General features: G+C 61.3%; 25 protein-coding genes. 23 read left to right on the forward strand and 2 right to left on the reverse strand.

Annotation, left to right across the window (positions count from 1 at the left end):
* Nucleotides 1-10 precede the first annotated feature (10 nt).
* From flhF to POF45_RS24555, 13 genes are all read left to right on the forward strand, one after another.
* Nucleotides 11-1,345: a flagellar biosynthesis GTPase FlhF gene (gene flhF / locus POF45_RS24495; RefSeq protein ID WP_259500762.1), complete on the forward strand. Its 1,335-nt coding sequence runs from the start codon at nt 11-13 to the stop codon at nt 1,343-1,345.
* A 116-nt stretch (nt 1,346-1,461) separates the two neighbouring features.
* The gene (fleN, locus tag POF45_RS24500; RefSeq protein ID WP_259500764.1) at nt 1,462-2,292 is read left to right on the forward strand and encodes a flagellar synthesis regulator FleN; all 831 of its coding nucleotides are present in this window, start codon (nt 1,462-1,464) and stop codon (nt 2,290-2,292) included.
* Entirely contained in the window at nt 2,289-3,029 is a 741-nt protein-coding gene (fliA, locus tag POF45_RS24505) for an RNA polymerase sigma factor FliA (RefSeq protein WP_007894214.1), read from the forward strand. The genes fleN and fliA overlap by 4 nt, the downstream gene beginning before the upstream one ends.
* A 166-nt stretch (nt 3,030-3,195) precedes the next feature.
* The gene (locus POF45_RS24510) at nt 3,196-3,567 is read left to right on the forward strand and encodes a chemotaxis response regulator CheY (protein WP_003183998.1); all 372 of its coding nucleotides are present in this window, start codon (nt 3,196-3,198) and stop codon (nt 3,565-3,567) included.
* Between the two features lie 22 nt (nt 3,568-3,589).
* On the forward strand, nt 3,590-4,378 hold the full coding sequence (locus POF45_RS24515) for a protein phosphatase CheZ (RefSeq protein WP_259500775.1): 789 nt from the start codon (nt 3,590-3,592) through the stop codon (nt 4,376-4,378).
* A 54-nt stretch (nt 4,379-4,432) separates the two neighbouring features.
* Nucleotides 4,433-6,679: a chemotaxis protein CheA gene (locus POF45_RS24520; protein ID WP_282316953.1), complete on the forward strand. Its 2,247-nt coding sequence runs from the start codon at nt 4,433-4,435 to the stop codon at nt 6,677-6,679.
* A 50-nt stretch (nt 6,680-6,729) separates the two neighbouring features.
* Nucleotides 6,730-7,863: a protein-glutamate methylesterase/protein-glutamine glutaminase gene (locus POF45_RS24525; RefSeq protein WP_259500779.1), complete on the forward strand. Its 1,134-nt coding sequence runs from the start codon at nt 6,730-6,732 to the stop codon at nt 7,861-7,863.
* Nucleotides 7,863-8,603: a flagellar motor protein gene (locus tag POF45_RS24530; RefSeq protein ID WP_259500782.1), complete on the forward strand. Its 741-nt coding sequence runs from the start codon at nt 7,863-7,865 to the stop codon at nt 8,601-8,603. Before POF45_RS24525 ends, POF45_RS24530 begins: the two co-directional genes overlap by 1 nt.
* A 12-nt stretch (nt 8,604-8,615) precedes the next feature.
* Nucleotides 8,616-9,509 (forward strand): flagellar motor protein MotD, encoded by an 894-nt coding sequence (gene motD, locus POF45_RS24535; RefSeq protein WP_409077951.1) that lies wholly within the window; start codon nt 8,616-8,618, stop codon nt 9,507-9,509.
* A gap of 43 nt (nt 9,510-9,552) precedes the next feature.
* Nucleotides 9,553-10,341 carry a ParA family protein gene (locus POF45_RS24540; RefSeq protein WP_259500786.1) on the forward strand — a complete coding sequence of 263 codons (789 nt, stop codon included), beginning with the start codon at nt 9,553-9,555 and terminating at the stop codon, nt 10,339-10,341.
* A gap of 1 nt (nt 10,342) precedes the next feature.
* Nucleotides 10,343-11,212 carry a CheW domain-containing protein gene (locus tag POF45_RS24545; protein ID WP_259500787.1) on the forward strand — a complete coding sequence of 290 codons (870 nt, stop codon included), beginning with the start codon at nt 10,343-10,345 and terminating at the stop codon, nt 11,210-11,212.
* Nucleotides 11,213-11,253: 41 nt separating this feature from the next.
* Complete coding sequence (locus POF45_RS24550) at nt 11,254-11,739, forward strand: chemotaxis protein CheW (RefSeq protein ID WP_259500788.1); 486 nt, start codon at nt 11,254-11,256, stop codon at nt 11,737-11,739.
* Nucleotides 11,740-12,132: a DUF2802 domain-containing protein gene (locus tag POF45_RS24555; protein ID WP_259500790.1), complete on the forward strand. Its 393-nt coding sequence runs from the start codon at nt 11,740-11,742 to the stop codon at nt 12,130-12,132.
* A gap of 133 nt (nt 12,133-12,265) precedes the next feature.
* Here POF45_RS24555 and POF45_RS24560 read toward each other — a convergent pair whose 3' ends face one another.
* Both POF45_RS24560 and fliK read right to left on the reverse strand, forming a co-directional pair.
* The gene (locus tag POF45_RS24560) at nt 12,266-12,595 is read right to left on the reverse strand and encodes an EscU/YscU/HrcU family type III secretion system export apparatus switch protein (protein WP_259500792.1); all 330 of its coding nucleotides are present in this window, start codon (nt 12,593-12,595) and stop codon (nt 12,266-12,268) included.
* Nucleotides 12,592-14,166: a flagellar hook-length control protein FliK gene (gene fliK, locus POF45_RS24565; protein ID WP_282316954.1), complete on the reverse strand. Its 1,575-nt coding sequence runs from the start codon at nt 14,164-14,166 to the stop codon at nt 12,592-12,594. Before fliK ends, POF45_RS24560 begins: the two co-directional genes overlap by 4 nt.
* A 223-nt stretch (nt 14,167-14,389) precedes the next feature.
* Here fliK and ccmA point away from each other — a divergent pair, with 223 nt between their 5' ends.
* The 10 genes from ccmA (at nt 14,390) to POF45_RS24615 (ending at nt 21,777) form a co-directional block, all read left to right on the forward strand.
* Nucleotides 14,390-15,025: a cytochrome c biogenesis heme-transporting ATPase CcmA gene (ccmA, locus tag POF45_RS24570; protein WP_259500796.1), complete on the forward strand. Its 636-nt coding sequence runs from the start codon at nt 14,390-14,392 to the stop codon at nt 15,023-15,025.
* Nucleotides 15,022-15,690 carry a heme exporter protein CcmB gene (ccmB, locus tag POF45_RS24575; protein ID WP_259500797.1) on the forward strand — a complete coding sequence of 223 codons (669 nt, stop codon included), beginning with the start codon at nt 15,022-15,024 and terminating at the stop codon, nt 15,688-15,690. The genes ccmA and ccmB overlap by 4 nt, the downstream gene beginning before the upstream one ends.
* 75 nt (nt 15,691-15,765) lie before the next feature.
* Nucleotides 15,766-16,521 (forward strand): heme ABC transporter permease, encoded by a 756-nt coding sequence (locus POF45_RS24580; RefSeq protein WP_282316955.1) that lies wholly within the window; start codon nt 15,766-15,768, stop codon nt 16,519-16,521.
* On the forward strand, nt 16,518-16,694 hold the full coding sequence (ccmD, locus tag POF45_RS24585; RefSeq protein ID WP_259500801.1) for a heme exporter protein CcmD: 177 nt from the start codon (nt 16,518-16,520) through the stop codon (nt 16,692-16,694). The genes POF45_RS24580 and ccmD overlap by 4 nt, the downstream gene beginning before the upstream one ends.
* Nucleotides 16,691-17,146, forward strand: coding sequence for a cytochrome c maturation protein CcmE (gene ccmE, locus POF45_RS24590; RefSeq protein WP_259500803.1), 456 nt, complete (start codon nt 16,691-16,693; stop codon nt 17,144-17,146). Before ccmD ends, ccmE begins: the two co-directional genes overlap by 4 nt.
* A gap of 3 nt (nt 17,147-17,149) precedes the next feature.
* On the forward strand, nt 17,150-19,156 hold the full coding sequence (locus tag POF45_RS24595) for a heme lyase CcmF/NrfE family subunit (protein WP_259500805.1): 2,007 nt from the start codon (nt 17,150-17,152) through the stop codon (nt 19,154-19,156).
* Nucleotides 19,153-19,689 carry a DsbE family thiol:disulfide interchange protein gene (locus tag POF45_RS24600; protein WP_259500807.1) on the forward strand — a complete coding sequence of 179 codons (537 nt, stop codon included), beginning with the start codon at nt 19,153-19,155 and terminating at the stop codon, nt 19,687-19,689. The genes POF45_RS24595 and POF45_RS24600 overlap by 4 nt, the downstream gene beginning before the upstream one ends.
* Complete coding sequence (locus tag POF45_RS24605; RefSeq protein WP_259500809.1) at nt 19,686-20,156, forward strand: cytochrome c-type biogenesis protein; 471 nt, start codon at nt 19,686-19,688, stop codon at nt 20,154-20,156. Before POF45_RS24600 ends, POF45_RS24605 begins: the two co-directional genes overlap by 4 nt.
* Nucleotides 20,153-21,355 (forward strand): c-type cytochrome biogenesis protein CcmI, encoded by a 1,203-nt coding sequence (gene ccmI / locus POF45_RS24610; RefSeq protein WP_282316956.1) that lies wholly within the window; start codon nt 20,153-20,155, stop codon nt 21,353-21,355. The genes POF45_RS24605 and ccmI overlap by 4 nt, the downstream gene beginning before the upstream one ends.
* Before the next feature lie 14 nt (nt 21,356-21,369).
* Nucleotides 21,370-21,777, forward strand: coding sequence for a hypothetical protein (locus POF45_RS24615; protein ID WP_259500813.1), 408 nt, complete (start codon nt 21,370-21,372; stop codon nt 21,775-21,777).
* Nucleotides 21,778-21,826: the final 49 nt, after the last annotated feature.

A 21,826-nucleotide genomic window follows, 5' to 3' on the forward strand; every position in this document is an offset into this window, starting at 1 on the left:
GTAGTGGTTTATGCAAGTTAAGCGTTTTTTCGCCGCCGATATGCGTCAGGCCATGAAACTGGTTCGTGATGAGCTGGGCGCTGATGCCGCCATCATTGGCAATCGCCGGATTGCCGGTGGTGTCGAGCTGACGGCTGCGCTGGATTACAAATTGTCGGCGCTGGCTCCGCGCGTTCCGAACATGGAACTCGAAGACGAGCTGCGCAAGACCCAGTCGCGCATCGTCACCGCCCAGGCCGAACTGAGCCTGCGTGGCGATGGCGAGACCGAGGGTGACCAGACCACCAACCGCCAGCTGTTCGCCGGCCTGCCGTTGACCGCTGCCGAACCGCTGGTCGAACCGACCTACAGCGCGCCGCGTCGTCCGGCACCGGCCCCTGCACAGTCCTCTGGCGGTGTCGACCCACGGGCGTTCGACTCGATGCGTTTCGAGCTCAACAGCCTGCGCGAACTGATGGAAGTCCAGCTCGGTTCCCTGGCCTGGAATCAGCTGCAAGGCAGCCGTCCGGCCCAGGCCAACCTGTGGCGCCGCCTGCAACGCATCGGCCTGTCCGGTCCGTTGTCGCGTGACCTGCTGGCACTGATTAGCGATATTGAAGAGCCTCGTCAGGCCTGGCGCATGTTGCTGGCGCACCTGGCGCGGATGATTGCCACCCCGGAAGTCGAGCCGCTGGAAGAGGGCGGTGTGATTGCCATGGTCGGCCCTGCCGGCATGGGCAAGACCACCACCCTGGCCAAGCTCGCCGCCCGTTATGTACTCAAGTACGGCGCACAGAACATCGCGCTGGTGAGCATGGACAGCTATCGCATTGGCGCCCAGGAACAGCTGAAAACCCTGGGCCGGATTCTCAATGTGTCGGTGACCCACGTCGATCCGGGGCAGTCCCTGGTGCAGGCGCTGGACCCCCTGCTGCGCAAGCGCGTGATCCTGATCGATACCGCCGGCCTGCAAGCCAGCGATCCGGCCTTGCGCATGCAGCTCGAAAGCCTGGCCGGTCGTGGCATCAAATCGAAGAATTATCTGGTCCTGGCCACTACCAGCCAGAAACAGGTACTGACTGCCGCTTATCACAGTTACAAGCGCTGCGGGCTGGCCGGGTGCATCCTGACTAAACTGGATGAAACGGCAAGTCTGGGCGAGGTGTTGAGCCTGGCCATCAGTCATGAGTTGCCAGTGGCTTACCTCACCGATGGCCCGCGGATCCCGGATGATTTGCATCTGCCGCGTCGTCATCAGTTGGTCAGTCGCGCCGTAAGCGTGCAAATGCAGGAAGAACCCAGCGAGGAAGCCATGGCTGACATGTTCGCTGATATTTACCACAGCCCGACCAAGCAGGTTGGCTAAGGTAGTAATGAACAGTTTTTGTACCTACATCGATGGTCTGCCATGCATTGTTCCGTTGGTGAACGCGCAGCCAGTAATGTGGCCTCCGTCTATGCAAGACAAGGTAAAGAAATAACATGGGCAGCATGCATCCCGTACAGGTGATCGCGGTGACCGGCGGCAAGGGTGGCGTCGGGAAGACTAACGTGTCAGTGAATTTGTCCCTGGCTCTGGCTGAGCTTGGCCGCAGGGTCATGCTGCTGGACGCCGATCTGGGGCTGGCGAACGTCGACGTCCTGCTCGGACTGACGCCCAAACGCACCCTGGCCGATGTGATCGAAGGCCGCTGTGAGCTGCGCGACGTGCTGTTGCAGGGGCCGGGCGGAATCCGCATCGTCCCGGCGGCGTCCGGCACCCAGAGCATGGTTCATCTGAGCCCGGCGCAACACGCCGGCCTGATTCAGGCGTTCAGCGACATCGGCGACAACCTCGATGTACTGGTGATCGACACCGCTGCGGGTATTGGTGACTCGGTCGTCAGCTTTGTTCGCGCAGCCCAGGAAGTGCTGCTGGTGGTGTGCGACGAACCGACCTCGATCACCGACGCCTACGCGCTGATCAAACTGCTGAATCGCGATTACGGCATGAACCGCTTCCGCGTCCTGGCCAACATGGCCCAGAGCCCGCAGGAAGGTCGCAACCTGTTCGCCAAGTTGACCAAGGTCACGGATCGCTTCCTCGATGTCGCCTTACAATACGTCGGTGCGGTGCCTTACGACGAAAGCGTGCGCAAGGCCGTGCAGAAGCAGCGTGCAGTCTACGAAGCCTTTCCGCGCTCCAAGTGCGCGCTGGCGTTCAAGGCCATTGCACAGAAGGTCGACACCTGGCCGCTGCCGGCGAACCCGCGCGGGCATCTGGAATTCTTCGTCGAGCGCCTCGTGCAACAGACAGCAGGGCCAGTGGTATGACAGCCAGCGGTTACAACCTCTACAAAAAATCGGCACGTGATGCGCAGTACGAGCTGATCGAGCGTTACGCGCCGCTGGTCAAACGCATTGCCTATCACTTGCTGGCGCGTCTGCCGGCAAGTGTGCAGGTTGAAGATCTTATTCAGGCCGGGATGATCGGCCTGCTGGAAGTCTCGACCAAATACGACGCCAGCAAAGGCGCCAGTTTTGAAACGTACGCGGGGATCCGGATCCGCGGCGCGATGCTCGATGAAGTACGCAAAGGGGACTGGGCGCCACGCTCGGTCCACCGCAATACCCGGATGGTCAGCGACGCAATTCGCTCTATTGAAGCTAAAACCGGCCGTGACGCTAAAGATCACGAGGTTGCGGCCGAACTCCAATTGAGTCTCGACGATTATTACGGGATTTTGAACGATACCTTGGGCAGCCGCCTGTTCAGTTTCGACGACCTGTTGCAGGACGGCGAACACGAAGGGCTGCACGAGGATGGCGCCAGTGCTCATCTTGAGCCGTCACGCGATCTGGAAGACGAACGTTTCCAGGCCGCACTGGCGGACGCGATTGCCAATTTGCCGGAGCGTGAGCGACTGGTGTTGGCGCTGTACTACGACGAAGAGCTGAACCTCAAGGAAATCGGTGAGGTCCTGGGGGTCAGCGAATCGCGGGTCAGCCAGTTACACAGCCAGTGCGCGGCCCGTTTGCGGGGGCGTTTGGGGGAGTGGCGAGCGCGCTGAAGGCAGTGTGGGGACTGCAAACCAGGCTGGTGCGGTTGTGAACGGCACCGGTCTTGTTGTGTTGTGTTCCAGACAGTCATTTGAGTGCTTTGCCTGATTGATTGAAATGGCGCGTCCAGGTGCTGGACGCGTTTAAGACTGCTTGGAGGTCGAATTGGACAAGAACATGAAAATCCTCATCGTTGATGACTTCTCAACGATGCGGCGGATCATTAAAAACCTGTTGCGTGACCTTGGGTTCACCAACACGGTCGAGGCGGACGATGGCACTACGGCTATCCCTGTTCTCAACAGCGGGAGCATCGACTTTCTGGTAACGGACTGGAACATGCCTGGCATGACCGGTATCGATTTGCTGCGCCACGTGCGCGCCGATGAAAAGCTCAAGCACCTGCCGGTATTGATGGTGACCGCTGAAGCCAAGCGCGAACAGATCATCGAAGCGGCCCAGGCCGGTGTTAACGGCTATGTGGTCAAACCCTTCACGGCCCAGGCGTTGAAAGAAAAAATCGAGAAGATTTTCGAACGCATCGGTTGAGCAACTGCGCCACGGGGGAGCTATGGAGCATAACGAATCTTCACAGGGCGATTTTGAATCGACTCTGAAAAAACATGCGGTCGAACTGGTCGAAAGCCTTGAAAAAGGCAGGTTCGGCGATGCGGTGCAACTGATCCATGAGCTCAACCAGACCCGTGACCGCGGCCTGTATCAGGAAGTGGGCAAGCTCACTCGCGAGCTGCACAGCGCGATCGTCAATTTCCAGATTGACCCGAACATGCCGCAAGCCGAGGAAGTGTCGCAAATCACCGACGCCACCGAGCGTCTGGGGTATGTGGTCAAGCTGACCGAGGCCGCGGCCAACCGCACCATGGACCTGGTGGAAAACGCCACGCCGCTGATCAACAGCCTGAGCGAAGAAGCCCAGGCATTGAGCACCGACTGGGGCCGTTTCATGCGCCGCGAAGTCGGGGCTGAAGAGTTTCGCGAACTGGCCCGTCGGGTCGACGGTTTTCTGACCCGCAGCCGCGAAGACAACCGCGTGGTGTCGAGCAACCTCAACGACATCCTGCTGGCCCAGGATTACCAGGACCTCACCGGTCAGGTGATCAAGCGCGTGACCCAATTGGTCACCGAAGTCGAAAGCAACCTGCTCAAGCTCGTACTCATGGCAAGCCAGGTGGACCGCTTTGCGGGCATCGAACATGACCGTGAAGCGATGCTTGCTGAAAAAGATCCGCAAAAACATCTCTCTCAGGGTGAAGGTCCGCAGATTCATGCCGATAAAAGAGAAGATGTTGTGTCCGGTCAGGACGATGTGGACGATTTGTTATCCAGCCTAGGATTTTAGAGTTTTAGCATTTTAGGTTTTTTAGGTTTTTAGACCTGTAGGAGCACCCCCTTAATGAGCTTCGGCGCCGATGAAGAGATCCTTCAGGATTTCCTGGTTGAGGCCGGCGAGATTCTAGAGCAACTGTCCGAGCAACTGGTCGAGCTGGAAAGCCGACCGGATGATGCGGATTTGCTCAATGCAATTTTTCGCGGTTTTCACACTGTAAAAGGGGGCGCCGGCTTCCTCCAGCTCAATGAGCTGGTGGAGTGCTGTCACATCGCCGAGAACGTGTTCGACATCCTGCGCAAGGGTGAACGTCGCGTCGACTCGGAACTGATGGACGTGGTTCTCGAAGCGCTGGACGCGGTGAACGGCATGTTTACCGAAGTCCGTGAGCGCAGCCCGATCACGGCTGCGACGCCAGAGTTGCTCGCGGCACTGGCCCGTCTGGCCGAGCCGCAATCTGCCGATGTTGCCGCCCCCGTGGCGCAAGCGGTGGAAGAGCCGGCTGCCGAAGCCGAATCGGGCGACATCACCGATAACGAATTCGAACAACTGCTGGACTCGCTGAACGCGGTCAAGGCTCAGGCCGCCGCACCGGCTGCTGCGCCTGCGCCTGTTGCCGATGCGACCAGCGATGAAATCACCGATGCCGAATTCGAGTCGTTGCTCGATCAACTGCACGGCAAAGGTCAGTTTGCGGTCGACGCGGTGGCAGCGCCTGCTGCACCGGCGGCTCCGAAAGGACCCGGCGACAGCTCCGACATCACCGACGACGAATTTGAAGCACTGCTCGATCAACTGCACGGCAAGGGCAACTTTGCCGTCGATGCGCTGGAGTCGGCCATTGCTTCGGCCCCGGCCCCGGCTGCGCCAACGGCTAAAGCCGCTGGTGGCGACCTGATCTCCGATCACGAGTTCGAATCGCTGCTCGACGAACTGCACGGCAAAGGCAAGTTCACTGAAGTAGGCACGGCTTCTGCGGGTTCTGCCGTAGCGGCACCTGTGGCCAAGGCACCTGCGCCGGTAGCCGCTCCTGTCGCCAAAGCGCCAGAGCCTAAAGCCGAAGCGCCGAAGCCGGCTGCCGCTGCTGCACCGGCTCCGGCCCGTGCCCCGGCTGCGCCGCCACCGGAAAAGCCGGCCAGCGAAGCCGAAACCACGGTGCGGGTCGATACCGCCCGTCTCGACGAAATCATGAACATGGTTGGCGAGCTGGTGCTGGTGCGTAACCGCCTGGTCCGTCTGGGCCTCAACAGCGGCGACGAAGCCATGTCCAAGGCCGTGTCGAACCTCGACGTGGTCACCGCCGACCTGCAGACCGCGGTCATGAAGACCCGGATGCAACCGATCAAGAAGGTCTTCGGGCGCTTCCCGCGCCTGGTTCGCGACCTGGCTCGCCAGCTCAAGAAAGAGATCAACCTGGAGCTGGTCGGCGAAGAAACCGACCTCGACAAGAACCTCGTCGAGGCCCTGGCCGATCCGCTGGTCCACTTGGTGCGCAACTCGGTCGATCACGGTATCGAAGAGCCGGCCGAGCGCGAAGCGATGGGCAAACCTCGCAGCGGCAAGGTGATCCTGTCTGCTGAACAGGAAGGCGACCACATCCTGCTGTCCATCTCTGATGACGGCAAGGGCATGGACGCTGATGTCCTGCGCGGTATCGCGGTCAAGAAAGGTTTGATGGACAAGGATGCGGCAGACCGTCTCAGCGAGTCCGACTGCTTCAACCTGATCTTCGCGCCGGGCTTCTCGACCAAGACCGAGATCTCCGACGTGTCCGGTCGTGGCGTGGGCATGGACGTGGTGAAAACCAAGATCGCCCAGCTCAACGGCACCATCAATATCTACTCGACCAAGGGCAAGGGCTCGAAGATCGTCATCAAGGTGCCGCTGACCCTGGCGATCATGCCGACGCTGATGGTCATGCTCGGCAACCAGGCGTTTGCGTTCCCACTGGTGAACGTCAACGAGATCTTCCACCTCGACCTGTCGCGCACCAACGTGGTGGACGGTCAGGAAGTGGTGATCGTGCGGGACAAGGCACTGCCTTTGTTCTATCTCAAGCGCTGGCTGGTCAGCTCCGCCGCTCACGAAGAGCAGCGCGAGGGCCACGTGGTGATCCTTTCGGTGGGCACCCAGCGGATCGGCTTTGTCGTCGATCAGTTGGTGGGCCAGGAAGAAGTGGTCATCAAGCCATTGGGCAAAATGCTCCAGGGAACCCCGGGTATGTCCGGCGCCACCATTACCGGTGACGGCCGCATTGCACTGATTCTCGATGTGCCGAGCATGCTCAAGCGTTACGCCGCACGGCGTATTTGATTCTGGCGCAGCGGGGCGACAACGCCCCCGCTGCGTCTAACGGAGTGTTTATGGTAGTCAAAGTCCTGGTGGTGGACGATTCGGGGTTCTTCCGCCGCCGCGTCTCGGAAATTCTTTCAGCGGATTCCAATATCCAGGTTGTCGGTACGGCAACCAACGGCAAAGAGGCGATCGATCAGGCGCTGGCGCTCAAGCCAGACGTGATCACCATGGACTACGAGATGCCGATGATGGATGGCATCACGGCCGTGCGGCACATCATGCAGCGCTGCCCGACCCCGGTGTTGATGTTCTCCTCGCTGACGCACGAAGGCGCCCGGGTCACCCTGGATGCGCTGGACGCCGGCGCGGTGGATTTCCTGCCGAAAAATTTCGAAGACATCTCCCGTAACCCGGAGAAGGTCAAGCAGATGCTGTGCGAGAAGATCCTCAGCATTTCGCGCAGCAACCGTCGTGCAAGCACTTACAGCGCTCCGGCCCCGGTCGCAGCGCCAGCCCCGACGCATGCGCCTGCGAGCACCAGCAGCTACACCAGCCATGCGCCCGCGCGCCCGGTACCTGCACCGTTGCCGACCCGTGCGCCAGCCTCGACCGGTCCATCGTCGCCAGCCCCCAAGCGTAAAGCCTACAAGCTGGTGGCCATCGGCACGTCCACCGGCGGTCCGGTTGCGCTGCAACGGGTCCTGACCCAGTTGCCGGCCAACTTCCCGGCGCCGATCGTGTTGATCCAGCACATGCCGGCGGCCTTCACAAAGGCCTTTGCCGAACGTCTGGACAAGCTCTGCCGCATCAGCGTCAAGGAAGCCGAGGATGGTGACATCCTGCGTCCGGGCCTGGCGCTGCTGGCACCAGGTGGCAAACAGATGATGATCGATGGCCGTGGCGCGGTGAAAATCCTGCCGGGCGACGAGCGTCTGAACTACAAACCGTGCGTGGACATCACTTTCGGTTCGGCGGCCAAGTCCTACGGCGACAAAGTTCTGGCGGTGGTGTTGACCGGCATGGGCGCCGACGGTCGCGAAGGCGCACGTCTGCTCAAGCAGGGCGGCAGTGCGATCTGGGCTCAGGATGAAGCCAGCTGCGTGATCTACGGCATGCCGATGGCCATCGTCAAAGCGGAACTGGCCGACGCGATCTACAGCCTGGACGATATTGGCAAGCACCTGGTCGAGGCTTGTATCTGATGGATGTTCTAAGCCTTATCGGCATCATCATGGCGTTCGTCGCCATCATCGGTGGCAACTACCTCGAAGGCGGTCACCTCGGCGCCCTGGCCAATGGCCCGGCGGCGTTGATCGTTCTTGGCGGGACCATCGGTGCGGCGTTGTTGCAATCGCCAATGAGCGCCTTCAAGCGCGCCATGCAGATCCTCGCCTGGATTCTGTTTCCACCTCGCGTGGACCTGGCCGGCGGCATCGACCGCGTGGTGAACTGGAGCCTGACCGCCCGCAAGGAAGGCCTGCTGGGACTCGAAGGGGTGGCCGACGCCGAACCCGACAGCTACTCGCGCAAAGGCCTGCAATTGCTGGTGGACGGCGCCGAGCCGGAAGCGATTCGCAGCATCCTGGAAGTGGATTTCTACACCCAGGAAAGCCGCGACATCGAAGCCGCCAAAGTCTTCGAAAGCATGGGCGGCTATGCGCCGACCATCGGCATCATCGGTGCGGTGATGGGCCTGATTCACGTCATGGGCAACCTGGCCGATCCGACGCAGCTTGGTAGCGGCATCGCCGTGGCGTTCGTCGCCACCATCTACGGCGTGGCCAGTGCCAACCTGGTGTTGCTGCCCGTGGCCGCCAAACTCAAGTCAATTGCGTTGCGGCAGTCGCGTTATCGCGAAATGTTGTTGGAAGGCATTCTGTCGATCGCCGAAGGTGAAAACCCTCGCTCTATTGAGTTGAAGCTTCAGGGCTTCATGGATTGATGGGAGACATGGATCATGGCACGTCGTCGCCAACCTGAGGAACACGTCAACCACGAACGCTGGCTGGTGTCCTACGCGGACTTCATCACCTTGCTGTTCGCGTTCTTCGTGGTGATGTACTCGATCTCCTCGATCAACGAAGGCAAGTACAAGGTCATCTCCGAAGCGTTGATCGGCGTATTCACCGACTCCGATCGCGCCCTCAAGCCAATCCCGATTGGTGACGAACGACCGAAGACCGTGACCCCGGCCAAGCCACTGGTCAAGGACGCCGAGCAGGTCGACGCCGGTATTGCCGGGGCCAGCGACCCGCTGAAAAGCATCGCCGATGACATCAGCGCGGCGTTCGGCGACCTGATCGCTTCCAATCAGATGACCGTGCGCGGCAACGAGTTGTGGGTCGAGATCGAACTCAATTCCAGCCTGTTGTTCGGCAGCGGCGACGCCATGCCCAGCGACATCGCCTTCAACATCATCGACAAGGTCGCGGCGATCCTGAAGCCGTTCGACAACCCGATCCACGTCGAAGGTTTTACCGACGATCAACCGATCCGCACCGCGCAATACCCGACCAACTGGGAGCTGTCTTCGGCCCGTTCGGCGAGCATCGTGCGCATGCTGGCGATGCAGGGCGTGAACCCCGGTCGCCTCGCGTCGGTGGGCTACGGTGAATTCCAGCCGGTGGCCAACAACGCCACCGCCGAAGGCCGGGCGCGCAATCGCCGGGTGGTGCTGGTGGTGTCGCGAAATCTCGATGTACGCCGTAGCCTGACCGGCACTGGAACCGCCAATGCGCAACCGGATGCGGCGTTGAAGCGTGCTGGCACACAAACTGCACCGACCCCGGTCAAGTCGCCGGGACGAGAGAGTGCCGTCAATTCTCCGTCACCCGCATTAATACGCTGAGCTATTTCTCGGTCGAGTCATTCGGTCGGGAGGAACAATCTGAATGAGAGTCTGGGCAGTTGCCAATCAAAAGGGTGGTGTTGGTAAAACCACTTCCTCTATCGCTTTAGCCGGGTTGCTGGCTGAGGCGGGCAAGCGCGTGGTTGTGGTCGATCTCGACCCCCACGGCTCGATGACCAGCTATTTCGGCTACGACCCCGACAGTCTGGAACACAGCAGCTACGACCTGTTTCTGCACAAGGGCAGCGTGCCGCAAGGCTTGCCCGGCCAGTTGCTGTTGCCCACCAGCGATGAACGTATTTCCCTGCTGCCATCGAGCACCGCGCTGGCAACCCTTGAGCGACAGTCGCCGGGGCAGAGTGGCCTGGGGCTGGTGATCGCCAAGAGTCTGGCGCAATTGTGGCAAGACTTCGATTACGCCGTGATCGACAGCCCGCCGTTGCTGGGCGTGCTGATGGTCAATGCCCTGGCCGCGAGCCAGCAACTGGTGATCCCGGTGCAGACCGAACACCTGGCCGTCAAAGGCCTGGAGCGCATGGTCAACACCCTGGCGATGATCAACCGTTCGCGCAAACAGGCGCTGCCGTTCACCATCGTGCCAACCCTGTTCGACCGCCGTACCCAGGCGTCGCTGGGCACCCTGCGCGTACTGCGCGACAAGTACCCGGAAGAGATCTGGCAGGGCTACATCCCGGTGGACACCCGCCTGCGCGATGCCAGCCGGGCCGGCGTCACGCCTTCGCAGTTCGACGGCAAGAGCCGTGCTGTCCTGGCCTACCGCGCGTTGCTCAAGCACTTGCTGACGGCACAACTCGTTCCGCAGGTGGCGTGAGATGAATCGCCCGGTAAAAGTCACTTCGCGCCCGCAACTGGCGCTCCAGTCGTATCTGGACAACCTGTTGCAGGACGCGACCGAGGAGCTGACGCCCGAGATCGAGGTGCTGCCTGAGGTCGTCGAAGCTGAAGGCGCGCTGGACGAATTTCAGGCGGCCGTACTCGAAGAACAGGCCCGGGATGCGCGGCAGCCTGCTGCCGTCGCCGCGCCTGTTGCCACACCGATCGTCGTAAAGGCACCTGTAACTGTCATCGAAGCCCCGACGCCGGTACTGGCACCGGTCTCGACCATTGCGCCGCTCCTGCAAACGCTGGTGCCGCCAATCGTCGAAGTGCATCTGCCGCCAAGCAACACGCCGCCACCGGTAGAAACCGATGGCCGTCCGTCCTGGGCCGCCGAGCCGTTCGAATGCCTGCTGTTCGACGTCGCCGGGCTGACCCTGGCCGTGCCGCTGGTGTGCCTGGGTTCGATTTACTCGCTGGCGGGTCACGAGCTGACGCCGTTGTTCGGTCAGCCGGAGTGGTTCCTCGGGATCCTGCCAAGCCAGGCCGGCAACCTGAAAGTGCTGGATACCGCCCGTTGGGTCATGCCCGACCGCTACCGCGATGACTTCCGTCAGGGCCTGCAATACGTTATTTCGGTTCAGGGCTACGAGTGGGGACTGGCGGTGCATCAGGTCAGCCGCTCATTGCGCCTGGACCCGAACGAAATCAAGTGGCGCAGTCAGCGGGGCCAGCGGCCATGGCTGGCGGGCACGGTGATTGAACACATGTGTGCGTTGCTCGATGTGTCGGAACTGGCGGAGTTGATCGCCAGTGGCGGAGCAAAGCACATGGGCGGCACCAAGGCGCCCCATAAACCTACATAACAGAACACATACCGCCAGGGCGGTTTTTCGAGGGGTCAGATATGAATAGTCACGCGACGGCTGCAAAGGGTTCCGAGGATCCGATCCTGCAATGGGTGACCTTCAAGCTGGACAATGAAACCTACGGCATCAACGTGATGCGCGTTCAGGAAGTTCTGCGCTACACCGAAATCGCCCCGGTTCCGGGTGCCCCGAGCTACGTGCTGGGCATCATCAACCTGCGCGGTAACGTGGTCACCGTGATCGACACCCGCCAGCGCTTCGGCCTGGGCACTGTCGAAGTCAGCGATAACACCCGTATCGTCATCATCGAAGCCGACAAGCAAGTGGTCGGGATCATGGTCGACAGCGTGGCCGAAGTGGTTTACCTGCGTCAGTCGGAAATCGAAACCGCGCCAAACGTCGGTAACGAAGAGTCCGCCAAGTTCATCCAGGGCGTGTGCAACAAGAACAACGAACTGCTGATCCTCGTCGAACTGGACAAGATGATGAGCGAAGAAGAATGGTCGGATCTGGAGAACATCTGATTGATTCTTGAGGTGGCGGTTATTGTCCTGTTCCTCTTTTGGGCAGGCACGCTGGCGATGTTCCTGGCCTACATTCGTGGTCAGCGACTGATCGCCGCGCAACAGGCCCAGGGTGATGCGCTGCGCGATCAGCGCATCAAGGACCTGGCCAAACGCGTCGATGACTACCAGAACGGCAACGTACGCATGGGGGAAGACCTGCACGAACTGCGCGCCGTGGTCGGGCCATTGCCGGACAAACTGGCGCAGCTGGAACAGCGCGATCCCTCCAGCCTGTCGTTCGCCCAGGCGGCGCGACTGGTGGGCATGGGCGCCAGCGTCGACGAACTGACCCAGTCCTGCGGCTTGACCCAGGCTGAGGCGGAGTTGATGAGCAAGTTGCACAAGCACTGACTGTTGCAACTGAGTCGAGACCGCTTTCGCGAGCAGGCTCGCTCCCACAGGGGGTTGGTGGTGGGCACGCAATGTGTGAACGCCGCCAGTTCATTGTGGGAGCGAGCCTGCTCGCGAAGGCGTCATCCAAACCTCAATAATCATCCCCACGATCCGTAACATCCTTCTCCACCACCGGTGCATCCGGATCCTGCCCCTGCGGGAATTTGCCCTTCAAATTCCAGGCAAACGCAATAATCTCGGCAATCGTGCGATACAGCTCCTCGGGGATACTGTCTCCCAGTTCCATCCGTGCCAGCAGTTTCACCAGCTCTGGGTTCTCATAGATCGGCACTTCGCATTCGCGGGCAATCTTCAGAATGGCTTCAGCCAGTTCGTCGTCGCCTTTGGCGGTGAGGGTCGGGGCGTGTGCGCCGTCGTATTTGAGGGCGATGGCCTGGCGGGGGGGATTGGGGTTTCTCATGCGGTTTCGTCGACCCAGCGTTGTTCGAGACGGGTTTGTGCGCCTTGGGGCGGGGTGCCGAGGTGACAGTCGATGTCGCCGACGTTCAGGCCGGACGCCAGCAAGCGCTCGCGCAGGGCGCCCAGATTGTTTTCGATCAGTTGCGCGGTGTAGGGCCGTTCGGCCCACAGCTGGCTGGACAGGTTGCCCTGTATCAGTTGCGCCTGAACCTGCAATGGCCCCAGCGGCTCCAGGTCGAACGCCAGTTCTACGCGCCACAGCTGTTGCTTGGGTTCGCGTTCGTCGCGGCGCTCGGGTGCTTGTTCCTTTTCGGGGGCTTCTTCGCGCTGGAACTTGACCTGCAAGGGCACGATGTCTTGCAGGTTACGCATCGGGATTTCCAGCTGCCAGGTGCTCAACAGTCGGCCATCGTCGGTAAGGCCGGTCTGTTCCAGGCTCGACAGCTGATGGCTCTGCAGGCGTGAGACCGCCGCCGCCGCGAGCTTTAGCAGTTGTTCCAGATCGCTTTCACCTTCCGCGCCCTGCATCAGGCGTTCGGGGAGCGGGAAACCGGTTGGCAGCGGTTTGCTGCTGACTTGGCTGAGCATGCCGAGGGCGCTGCGGATGAAGCTCGGCATCGACTGGGCCAGGGTGTTGGCGGCGATGATGGCGCCCAGGGTGGTGTTGGCTGGCAAGCCTGGGGTCAGTTGCGCGATCAGCTTGAGCAGATCGGCCTTCATGTCCGGGGCCAATGCCGGGGTCTGTCCGGCGAGCAATTTGGTTTCCAGGAACACGCCACTGCTGAGCAGCGCCTGAGCCAGGCCTTTGGGTGTGCTCAATTGCTGTACATCCGGCAGACCGGCCAGCAGTTTGTTCACTGCGGCGCGCAGGTCGTCGGAGGTGTCGTCGGACTGCGGCAGGTTTTGCAGGGCCGTGAGCAGGCTGTCCAGCGAGCCCTGGCGGCTTTGCTGGGTGTTCAATTGTTGGGTGACGGCCAGTTGATCCTGGCGGGTGCTCAGCGGCAGGAACTTCAGGGTTTGCGTGTCCTGCACCAAGGCGCTGAGCAAGGTGCCGATGCGCAGCGGCTGCGGGCTGTCGATGTTCAGCGTGCTGCCGCTCAACGCCGTGTTGAGCAACGTCACCAACGAACGAAACACCGCAGGCTGGCCCGGCACCTGGGGCATCACCTGGGACGTCAGCACTTTGCCTTGCAGCAAGGTGCCCACTGGCAGTTGCGCGGTGTCGATGCGGGTGAGGGCGGCGACGCTGGAGGCGATGGCCTGTTGCACAGTGATCGCCAGGTTGCCCGCCGACGGCTGGGTGATCGCCAGGCTGGTGCCCTGGGGCAACGGTTGCAGGCTGGTGGCCTGGACCGTGGTCTGGCGGCCGTTGTCGAGGGTAACCTTGAGCAGCAGTTGAAAACTCTGATCCGCCTGCTTGAGCGACAGCACTTCGGCGCTGGCGGTCTGGCCGGCGCTGATCAGGCCGTCCATGGGCGTCAGCAGCTTGAGAAGGTCGCCGCTGACCACCATCGGGCGCGTCGCCGTCGGCGTGGTCTGGGGGAGCGGGAGGATGTTGATTTCGCCTGACATATACGGTCACAACCTGTGGAAATTGCCCTCTTTAGAGTAGGGCATGGCATGTATAATGCCGCCCGTCTTTCAGGGAGCGGTGAAAACATTGCAATTGTTTTGACACAGCTCTCTAAAACAGGCTGCCAATGCATCTATGCTGCACCTCTTTAGCGGCCGCGCCACTGCCGACTTGAACCGCTGACTTGAAACGCCGATTTGAAACGAAAAGGCCCGTGATCTCTTGAACAGTCCACTCCTGCAAACCGTCGACCTCGCCTGTGAGCGAGACCTTCGGCTGCTCTTCGAAAATCTCGAATTGAGACTGTCCAGTGGCGAAATGGTGCAGATCAGCGGTCCCAATGGCAGTGGCAAAACCAGTCTCCTGCGCCTGTTGTCGGGGTTGATGCAGCCCACCGCGGGTCAGGTGTTGCTCAACGGTCAGCCGTTGAGCGAACAACGTGACGAGTTGGCGCGCAACCTGTTGTGGATCGGTCATGCGGCCGGGATCAAGGATCTGCTGACGCCGGAAGAGAATCTGAGCTGGCTTTGCGCTTTGCATCAGCCGGCGTCCCGTGAGGCGATCTGGCAGGCACTGGCGGCAGTCGGCCTGCGCGGTTTCGAAGACGTTCCCTGTCATGCCTTGTCCGCCGGGCAGCAACGCCGTGTGGCGCTGGCGCGTTTGTACCTCGACAGCCCACCGCTGTGGATTCTCGACGAACCGTTCACCGCCCTCGACAAGCAGGGCGTGGCGCAACTCGAAGAACACCTGGCTGGCCATTGTGAGCGTGGCGGCATGGTGATTCTGACCACTCACCACACGCTGACCCGCTTGCCGGCCGGCTATCGCGACATTGATCTGGGGAAGTGGGCCGTATGAGTGTGTTCGGCCTGTTGGTCGCCCGTGAGGCTCGCTTGCTGTTTCGCCGTCCGGCGGAGTTGGCCAATCCGCTGGTATTTTTCGCTATTGTGGTGGCGCTGTTCCCGCTGGCGGTCGGACCCGAAGCTCAATTGTTGCAAACCTTGTCTCCGGGACTGGTCTGGGTGGCGGCGCTTTTATCGGTTCTGCTCTCGCTGGACGGGCTTTTCCGCAGTGATTTCGAAGACGGATCGCTTGAACAGTGGGTCCTTTCGCCGCACCCCCTGGCTCTTCTGGTTTTGGCCAAGGTACTGGCACACTGGGTGTTCTCCGGCCTGGCGCTGGTGTTGCTCTCGCCATTGCTGGCGTTGATGCTCGGTCTGCCTGCCGCCTGTCTGCCGGTGTTGCTGCTTTCTTTATTGCTGGGTACACCGGTGTTGAGCTTGCTCGGTGCGGTGGGCGCGGCGCTGACGGTGGGATTGAAGCGCGGTGGCTTGCTGCTGGCGCTGCTGATTCTGCCGCTGTACATCCCGGTGTTGATTCTCGGCAGTGGCGCCTTGCAGGCAGCCTTGCAGGGCATGCCGGCGACCGGTTATCTCTTGTGGCTTGGTAGCCTGACCGTCCTGGCGATAACCCTGACACCCTTTGCAATAGCTGCTGGCCTGAAGATCAGCGTCGGCGAATAATGAGGTCTGGTCAAATATTGATCAGTAAAGACCCTTGGCTCTTCACAGCGAAGAGCAACCGTGATGGAAACAGCAATGAACTGGACCTGGTTTCATAAGCTCGGCTCGCCCAAATGGTTTTACGGCATCAGTGGCAAACTGCTGCCGTGGCTGAGCAGTGCGGCGTTGCTGCTGATCGGTGCCGGCGTGGTGTGGGGCCTGGCCTTCGCGCCGCCGGACTATCAGCAAGGCAACAGCTTTCGCATCATCTATATCCACGTTCCCGCCGCGATGCTGGCGCAGTCCTGCTATGTGATGCTGGCGGTGTGCGGCGTGGTCGGGCTGGTGTGGAAAATGAAACTGGCCGACGTCGCCCTGCAATGCGCGGCGCCCATTGGTGCCTGGATGACCGCCGTGGCGCTGGTCACCGGGGCGATCTGGGGCAAGCCGACCTGGGGCTCGTGGTGGGTCTGGGATGCGCGTCTGACGTCGATGCTGATCCTGCTGTTTCTGTATTTCGGTCTGATTGCCCTGGGCAACGCCATCAGCAATCGCGACAGCGCGGCCAAGGCCTGCGCGGTGCTGGCGATTGTCGGGGTGATCAACATTCCGATCATCAAATATTCGGTGGAGTGGTGGAACACCCTGCACCAGGGCGCGACCTTCTCCCTCACCGAAAAACCGGCGATGCCCGCCGAGATGTGGCTGCCGCTGCTGCTGACGGTGCTGGGTTTCTACTGTTTCTTCGGCGCGGTGCTGTTGCTGCGCATGCGCCTTGAAGTGCTCAAGCGCGAGGCCCGGGCGAGCTGGGTGAAAGCCGAAGTTCAGAACAGCCTGGAGGCCGCTCGATGAGTTTTGCTTCATTCGGCGACTTCCTCGCCATGGGCCATCATGGCCTGTATGTCTGGTCGGCCTATGGCATCTGCCTGACCGTGCTGGTCCTCAACGTGGCGGCGCCGATCCTGGCCCGCAAGCGGTATCTGCAACAAGAGGCGCGTCGTCTGCGCCGGGAGAACGGCAAGTGAATCCGCTGCGTAAAAAGCGTCTTATCATCATTCTCGCGATCCTGGTGGGAGTCGGCGGTGCCGTCGGCCTGGCGTTGAGCGCCCTGAAAGAGAACATCAATCTGTTTTACACCCCGACCCAGATCGCCAACGGCGAAGCCCCGCAAGACACGCGCATTCGTGCCGGCGGCATGGTCGAAAAGGGCTCGTTGCAACGCTCCGGCGATTCCCTGGACGTGAAATTCGTTGTTACCGACTTCAACAAGTCCGTGACCATCACTTATCGCGGCATCCTCCCGGACCTGTTCCGCGAAGGGCAGGGCATCGTTGCCCTGGGCAAGATCAACGCCGACGGCGTGGTGGTGGCCGATGAGGTACTGGCCAAGCACGATGAAAAGTACATGCCGCCGGAAGTGACCAAGGCGTTGAAAGACAGCGGTCAGTCGGCACCTGTTCAAGCGAAGGAGGGTTAACCGATGACCGCCGCACTCTTTTCGGGCCCAGGGCTGTTTGTTCCAGAGCTGGGTCACCTGGCGATGATCCTCGCCCTGTGCTTTGCCGTCGTGCAGGCCATCGTGCCATTGCTCGGCGCCTGGCGCGGTGACCGCTTGTGGATGAGCCTCGCGCAACCTGCCGCCTGGGGCCAGTTTGCTTTTCTGGTGTTCGCTTTTGGCAGCCTGACCTACGCGTTCATGACCGACGACTTCTCTGTCGGCTATGTCGCCAACAACTCCAACAGCGCCTTGCCGTGGTACTACAAATTCAGCGCCGTGTGGGGCGCCCACGAAGGCTCGCTGCTGCTGTGGGCATTGATTCTCGGTGGCTGGACCTTCGCCGTATCAGTGTTCTCCCGGCAATTGCCGCAAGTGATGCTGGCCCGTGTGCTGGCGGTGATGGGCATGATCAGCACCGGTTTCCTGCTGTTCCTGATCCTCACCTCCAACCCGTTCGCGCGCATCCTGCCGCAGATCCCGGCGGACGGCCGCGACCTCAATCCGTTGCTGCAAGACATCGGCCTGATCGTTCATCCGCCGATGCTGTACATGGGTTACGTCGGTTTCTCCGTTGCCTTTGCTTTCGCCATCGCGGCGTTGCTGGGTGGTCGGCTTGATGCAGCCTGGGCGCGCTGGTCGCGTCCGTGGACCATCGTGGCCTGGGCCTTTCTCGGCATCGGCATCACCCTCGGTTCGTGGTGGGCGTACTACGAGCTCGGCTGGGGTGGCTGGTGGTTCTGGGACCCGGTGGAAAACGCCTCGTTCATGCCATGGCTGGTGGGCACTGCGCTGATTCACTCGTTGGCGGTCACGGAAAAGCGTGGCGTGTTCAAGAGCTGGACGGTATTGCTGGCCATCGCCGCGTTCTCGTTGAGCCTGCTGGGCACGTTCCTGGTGCGTTCCGGCGTGCTGACGTCGGTACACGCTTTTGCTTCCGATCCCGAGCGTGGTGTGTTCATCCTGATCTTCCTGCTGTTCGTGGTCGGTGGGTCGCTGACGCTGTTCGCCCTGCGCGCTCCGGTGGTCAAGAGCCATGTCGGCTTCAACCTCTGGTCCCGGGAAACCCTGTTGCTGGGCAATAACCTGGTGCTGGTGGTCGCGGCCTCGATGATCCTGCTGGGCACCTTGTATCCGCTGATTCTCGACGCCATGACCGGCGCCAAAATGTCGGTCGGCCCGCCGTACTTCAATGCGCTGTTCATTCCGCTGATGGCGTTGCTGATGGTGGTGATGGCGGTTGGCATGCTGGTGCGCTGGAAAGACACCCCGGTCAAATGGCTGGTGGGCATGCTGACGCCGGTGCTGCTTGGCAGCGCTGTATTGGCGGTGATTGCCGGTATCGCTTATGGCGACTTCAACTGGGCCGTGATCGCGACGTTCATGCTCGCGGCCTGGGTATTGCTGGCCGGTGTGCGTGACATTTTCGACAAGACCCGCCACAAAGGCCTGATCAAAGGCCTGCCGACCCTGACCCGCAGCTACTGGGGCATGCAGATCGCTCACCTGGGCATCGCCGTATGCGCGCTGGGCGTGGTGTTGTCCAGCCAGAACAGTGCCGAGCGCGACCTGCGCCTGGCGCCGGGCGAGTCCATGGACCTGGCCGGTTATCACTTCATCTTCGAAGGCGCCAAGCACTTCGAGGGGCCGAACTTCACGTCCGACAAGGGCACCATCCGCGTGATCCGCGACGGCAAGGAAGTCAGCGTGCTGCACCCGGAAAAACGCCTGTACACCGTGCAGAATTCGATGATGACCGAAGCCGGGATCGACGCCGGGTTCACCCGTGACCTCTATGTTGCCCTTGGCGAGCCGTTGGAAAACGGCGCCTGGGCCGTGCGTGTGCACGTCAAACCGTTCGTGCGCTGGATCTGGTTCGGCGGTTTGCTGACCGGTTTCGGCGGGTTGTTGGCGGCGCTGGATCGCCGTTATCGGGTCAAGGTGAAAAGCCGCGTGCGTGAAGCACTTGGCATGACGGGAGCCACTGCATGAGACGTTGGTTGATGCTGTTGCCACTGGCGATTTTTCTGGTGGTGGCTGTTTTCCTGTATCGCGGGCTCTATCTGGACCCGGCCGAGTTGCCCTCGGCCATGATCGGCAAGCCGTTCCCGGAGTTTTCCCTGCCAGCCGTGCAGGGTGACAAGACCCTGACCAAGGCTGACATCCTGGGCAAACCGGCCCTGGTCAACGTCTGGGGCACCTGGTGCATTTCCTGCCGGGTCGAGCACCCGGTGCTGAACAAACTGGCCGGGCAGGGCGTGCTGATCTACGGCATCAACTACAAGGACGTCAACGCCGACGCTTTGAAGTGGCTGGTGGAATTTCACAACCCGTACCAACTGGACATCCGCGACGAAGAGGGCTCCTTGGGCCTGAACCTCGGCGTGTATGGCGCTCCGGAAACGTTCTTCATCGACGCCAAGGGCATCATCCGCGACAAGTATGTCGGCGTGATCGATGAGCAGGTCTGGCGCGAAAAACTGGCCGCCAAATACCAGGCGCTGGTCGATGAGGCCAAGCCATGAAGCGCTGGATCGCCGCCGCTGTATTGGGCTTGAGCATGGCCGGCGTGGCACATGCGGCCATCGATACCTATGAGTTCGCCAAAGACGGTGATCGCGAGCGTTTTCGCGAGCTGACCAAAGAGCTGCGTTGCCCCAAGTGTCAGAATCAGGACATCGCCGATTCCAACGCACCGATTGCCGCCGACTTGCGTAAAGAGATTTTCCGCATGCTGGAAGAGGGCAAGGACAACCAGCAGATCATCGACTTCATGGTGGATCGTTACGGTGATTTCGTCCGCTACAAGCCTGCCCTGACCGGCAAGACCGCGCTGCTCTGGTTCGGCCCTGCCGCCCTGTTGCTGGGCGGCTTTGGGGTTATCGCCGTGATTGTCCGTCGTCGTCGCGTGCAACGCGCTGAAACGCCGGACTCGCTTTCTGCCGAGGAGCGCGAGCGCCTCGATCACCTGTTGGAAAAAAACCAAGAATGATTGATTTCTGGCTCGCTGCAGGTCTGCTGCTTCTGGTTGCCCTGAGTTTTCTGTTGATCCCGGTTTTGCGTGGCCGTCGTGCCCAGCTTGAAGAGGATCGTACGGCCCTGAACGTCGCGCTGTATCAGGAGCGCGTGGCTGAGTTGCAGACTCAGCAGCAAGAGGGCGTGCTGGATGCTGTGCAAATGGATGCCGGACGTGCCGAGGCTGCCCGTGAATTGCTCGCCGATACCGAAGGCGTCGCGGCGCCACGTGTTTCGCGTCTGGGCAAACCGTTGCCGCTGCTGGCGGCGATTCTGGTGCCGGTGCTGGGTCTTGGCCTGTATCTGCACTTTGGTGCCAGTGACAAGGTCGAGCTGACCCGTGAATTCGCCCAGGCCCCGCAGTCGATGGAAGAAATGACTCGGCGCCTGGAACGTGCAGTCGCGGCGCAGCCGGATTCGGCGGAAGGCCTGTACTTCCTCGGTCGTACCTACATGGCTCAGGATCGCCCGGCGGACGCGGCGAAGATCTTCGAGCGCACCGTCAATCTGGCAGGTCGTCAGCCGGAACTGTTGGGGCAGTGGGCGCAGGCCCAGTACTTCGCCGATGGCAAGAAGTGGTCGGACAAGATCCAGTCCCTGACCGACGAAGCGCTCAAGGCCGACCCGAAAGAAGTCACCAGCCTTGGGCTGCTGGGCATCGCCGCGTTTGAAGCTGAGCGTTATCAGGACGCCATCGATTACTGGAACCGCCTGCTGGTGCAACTGCCGCCGGACGACAACTCCCGTTCCGCGCTGCAAGGCGGCATCACCCGCGCCACCGAGAAGCTCCAAGCCAGCGGTGGCAAGGTTGCTCAAGCGCCTGCGGCCAAGGTTGCGGCGCTGCTCAAGGTACACGTCGATCTGGCGGCGGAGCTCAAAGACAAGGTCAAGCCCGGCGACAGCGTGTTCATCTTCGCTCGTGCCACGTCCGGTCCACCGGCACCATTGGCAGCCAAGCGCCTGACCGTCGCCGACTTGCCGGTGACCGTCGAACTGGGCGATGCCGATGCAATGATGCCGCAGTTGAAACTGTCGAACTTCCCTGAAGTCCAACTGGTTGCGCGCATCTCCCGCGCCGGCCAGCCGACTGCCGGTGAGTGGGTCGGACGCAGCCAGCCGCTGGCCAGCAGCACCACTGTGCCACAGCGTCTGATCATCGACAGCCCGGATAAATAACAGGAAAAATCGCCATGACCGCCATCGCTCGTATCACCCTGCTCAGTCTGGTCATGGGGTTAAGCGCATGTGCGGTCCATCGGCCACCCGAGCCGGGCTTGCCGCCCATTCCGCCCTCGGAGCCGAGCACAACGCCTGCGCCATCACCGACCAGCCCCGGCACACCGTCGGCACCGATCAAACCGTCGAAACCGCAGCCTCGCACCTCCGCCAGTTTTGCCCCGCCACCGGGTGGCAACAGTCACTGGGACGCGAAGCTCGGTGTCTATGTCCTCGACGACCAGACCAACACCTTCTACCGCCAACGCACCTACTACCGCTGGAACAACGGCTGGAGCCGCGCCATCAGCCCCGACGGGCCGTGGGAAGACACCGATATTCACGGTGTGCCCAGCGGTCTTGGCCGGCAGTTCGGGCAATAACCACTGTGGGAGCCGGCTTGCTCGCGATCGCGATCTTTCAGGCCACATG

The organism is Pseudomonas fungipugnans (assembly GCF_029955235.1).
Taxonomy (GTDB): Bacteria; Pseudomonadota; Gammaproteobacteria; order Pseudomonadales; family Pseudomonadaceae; genus Aquipseudomonas; species Aquipseudomonas fungipugnans.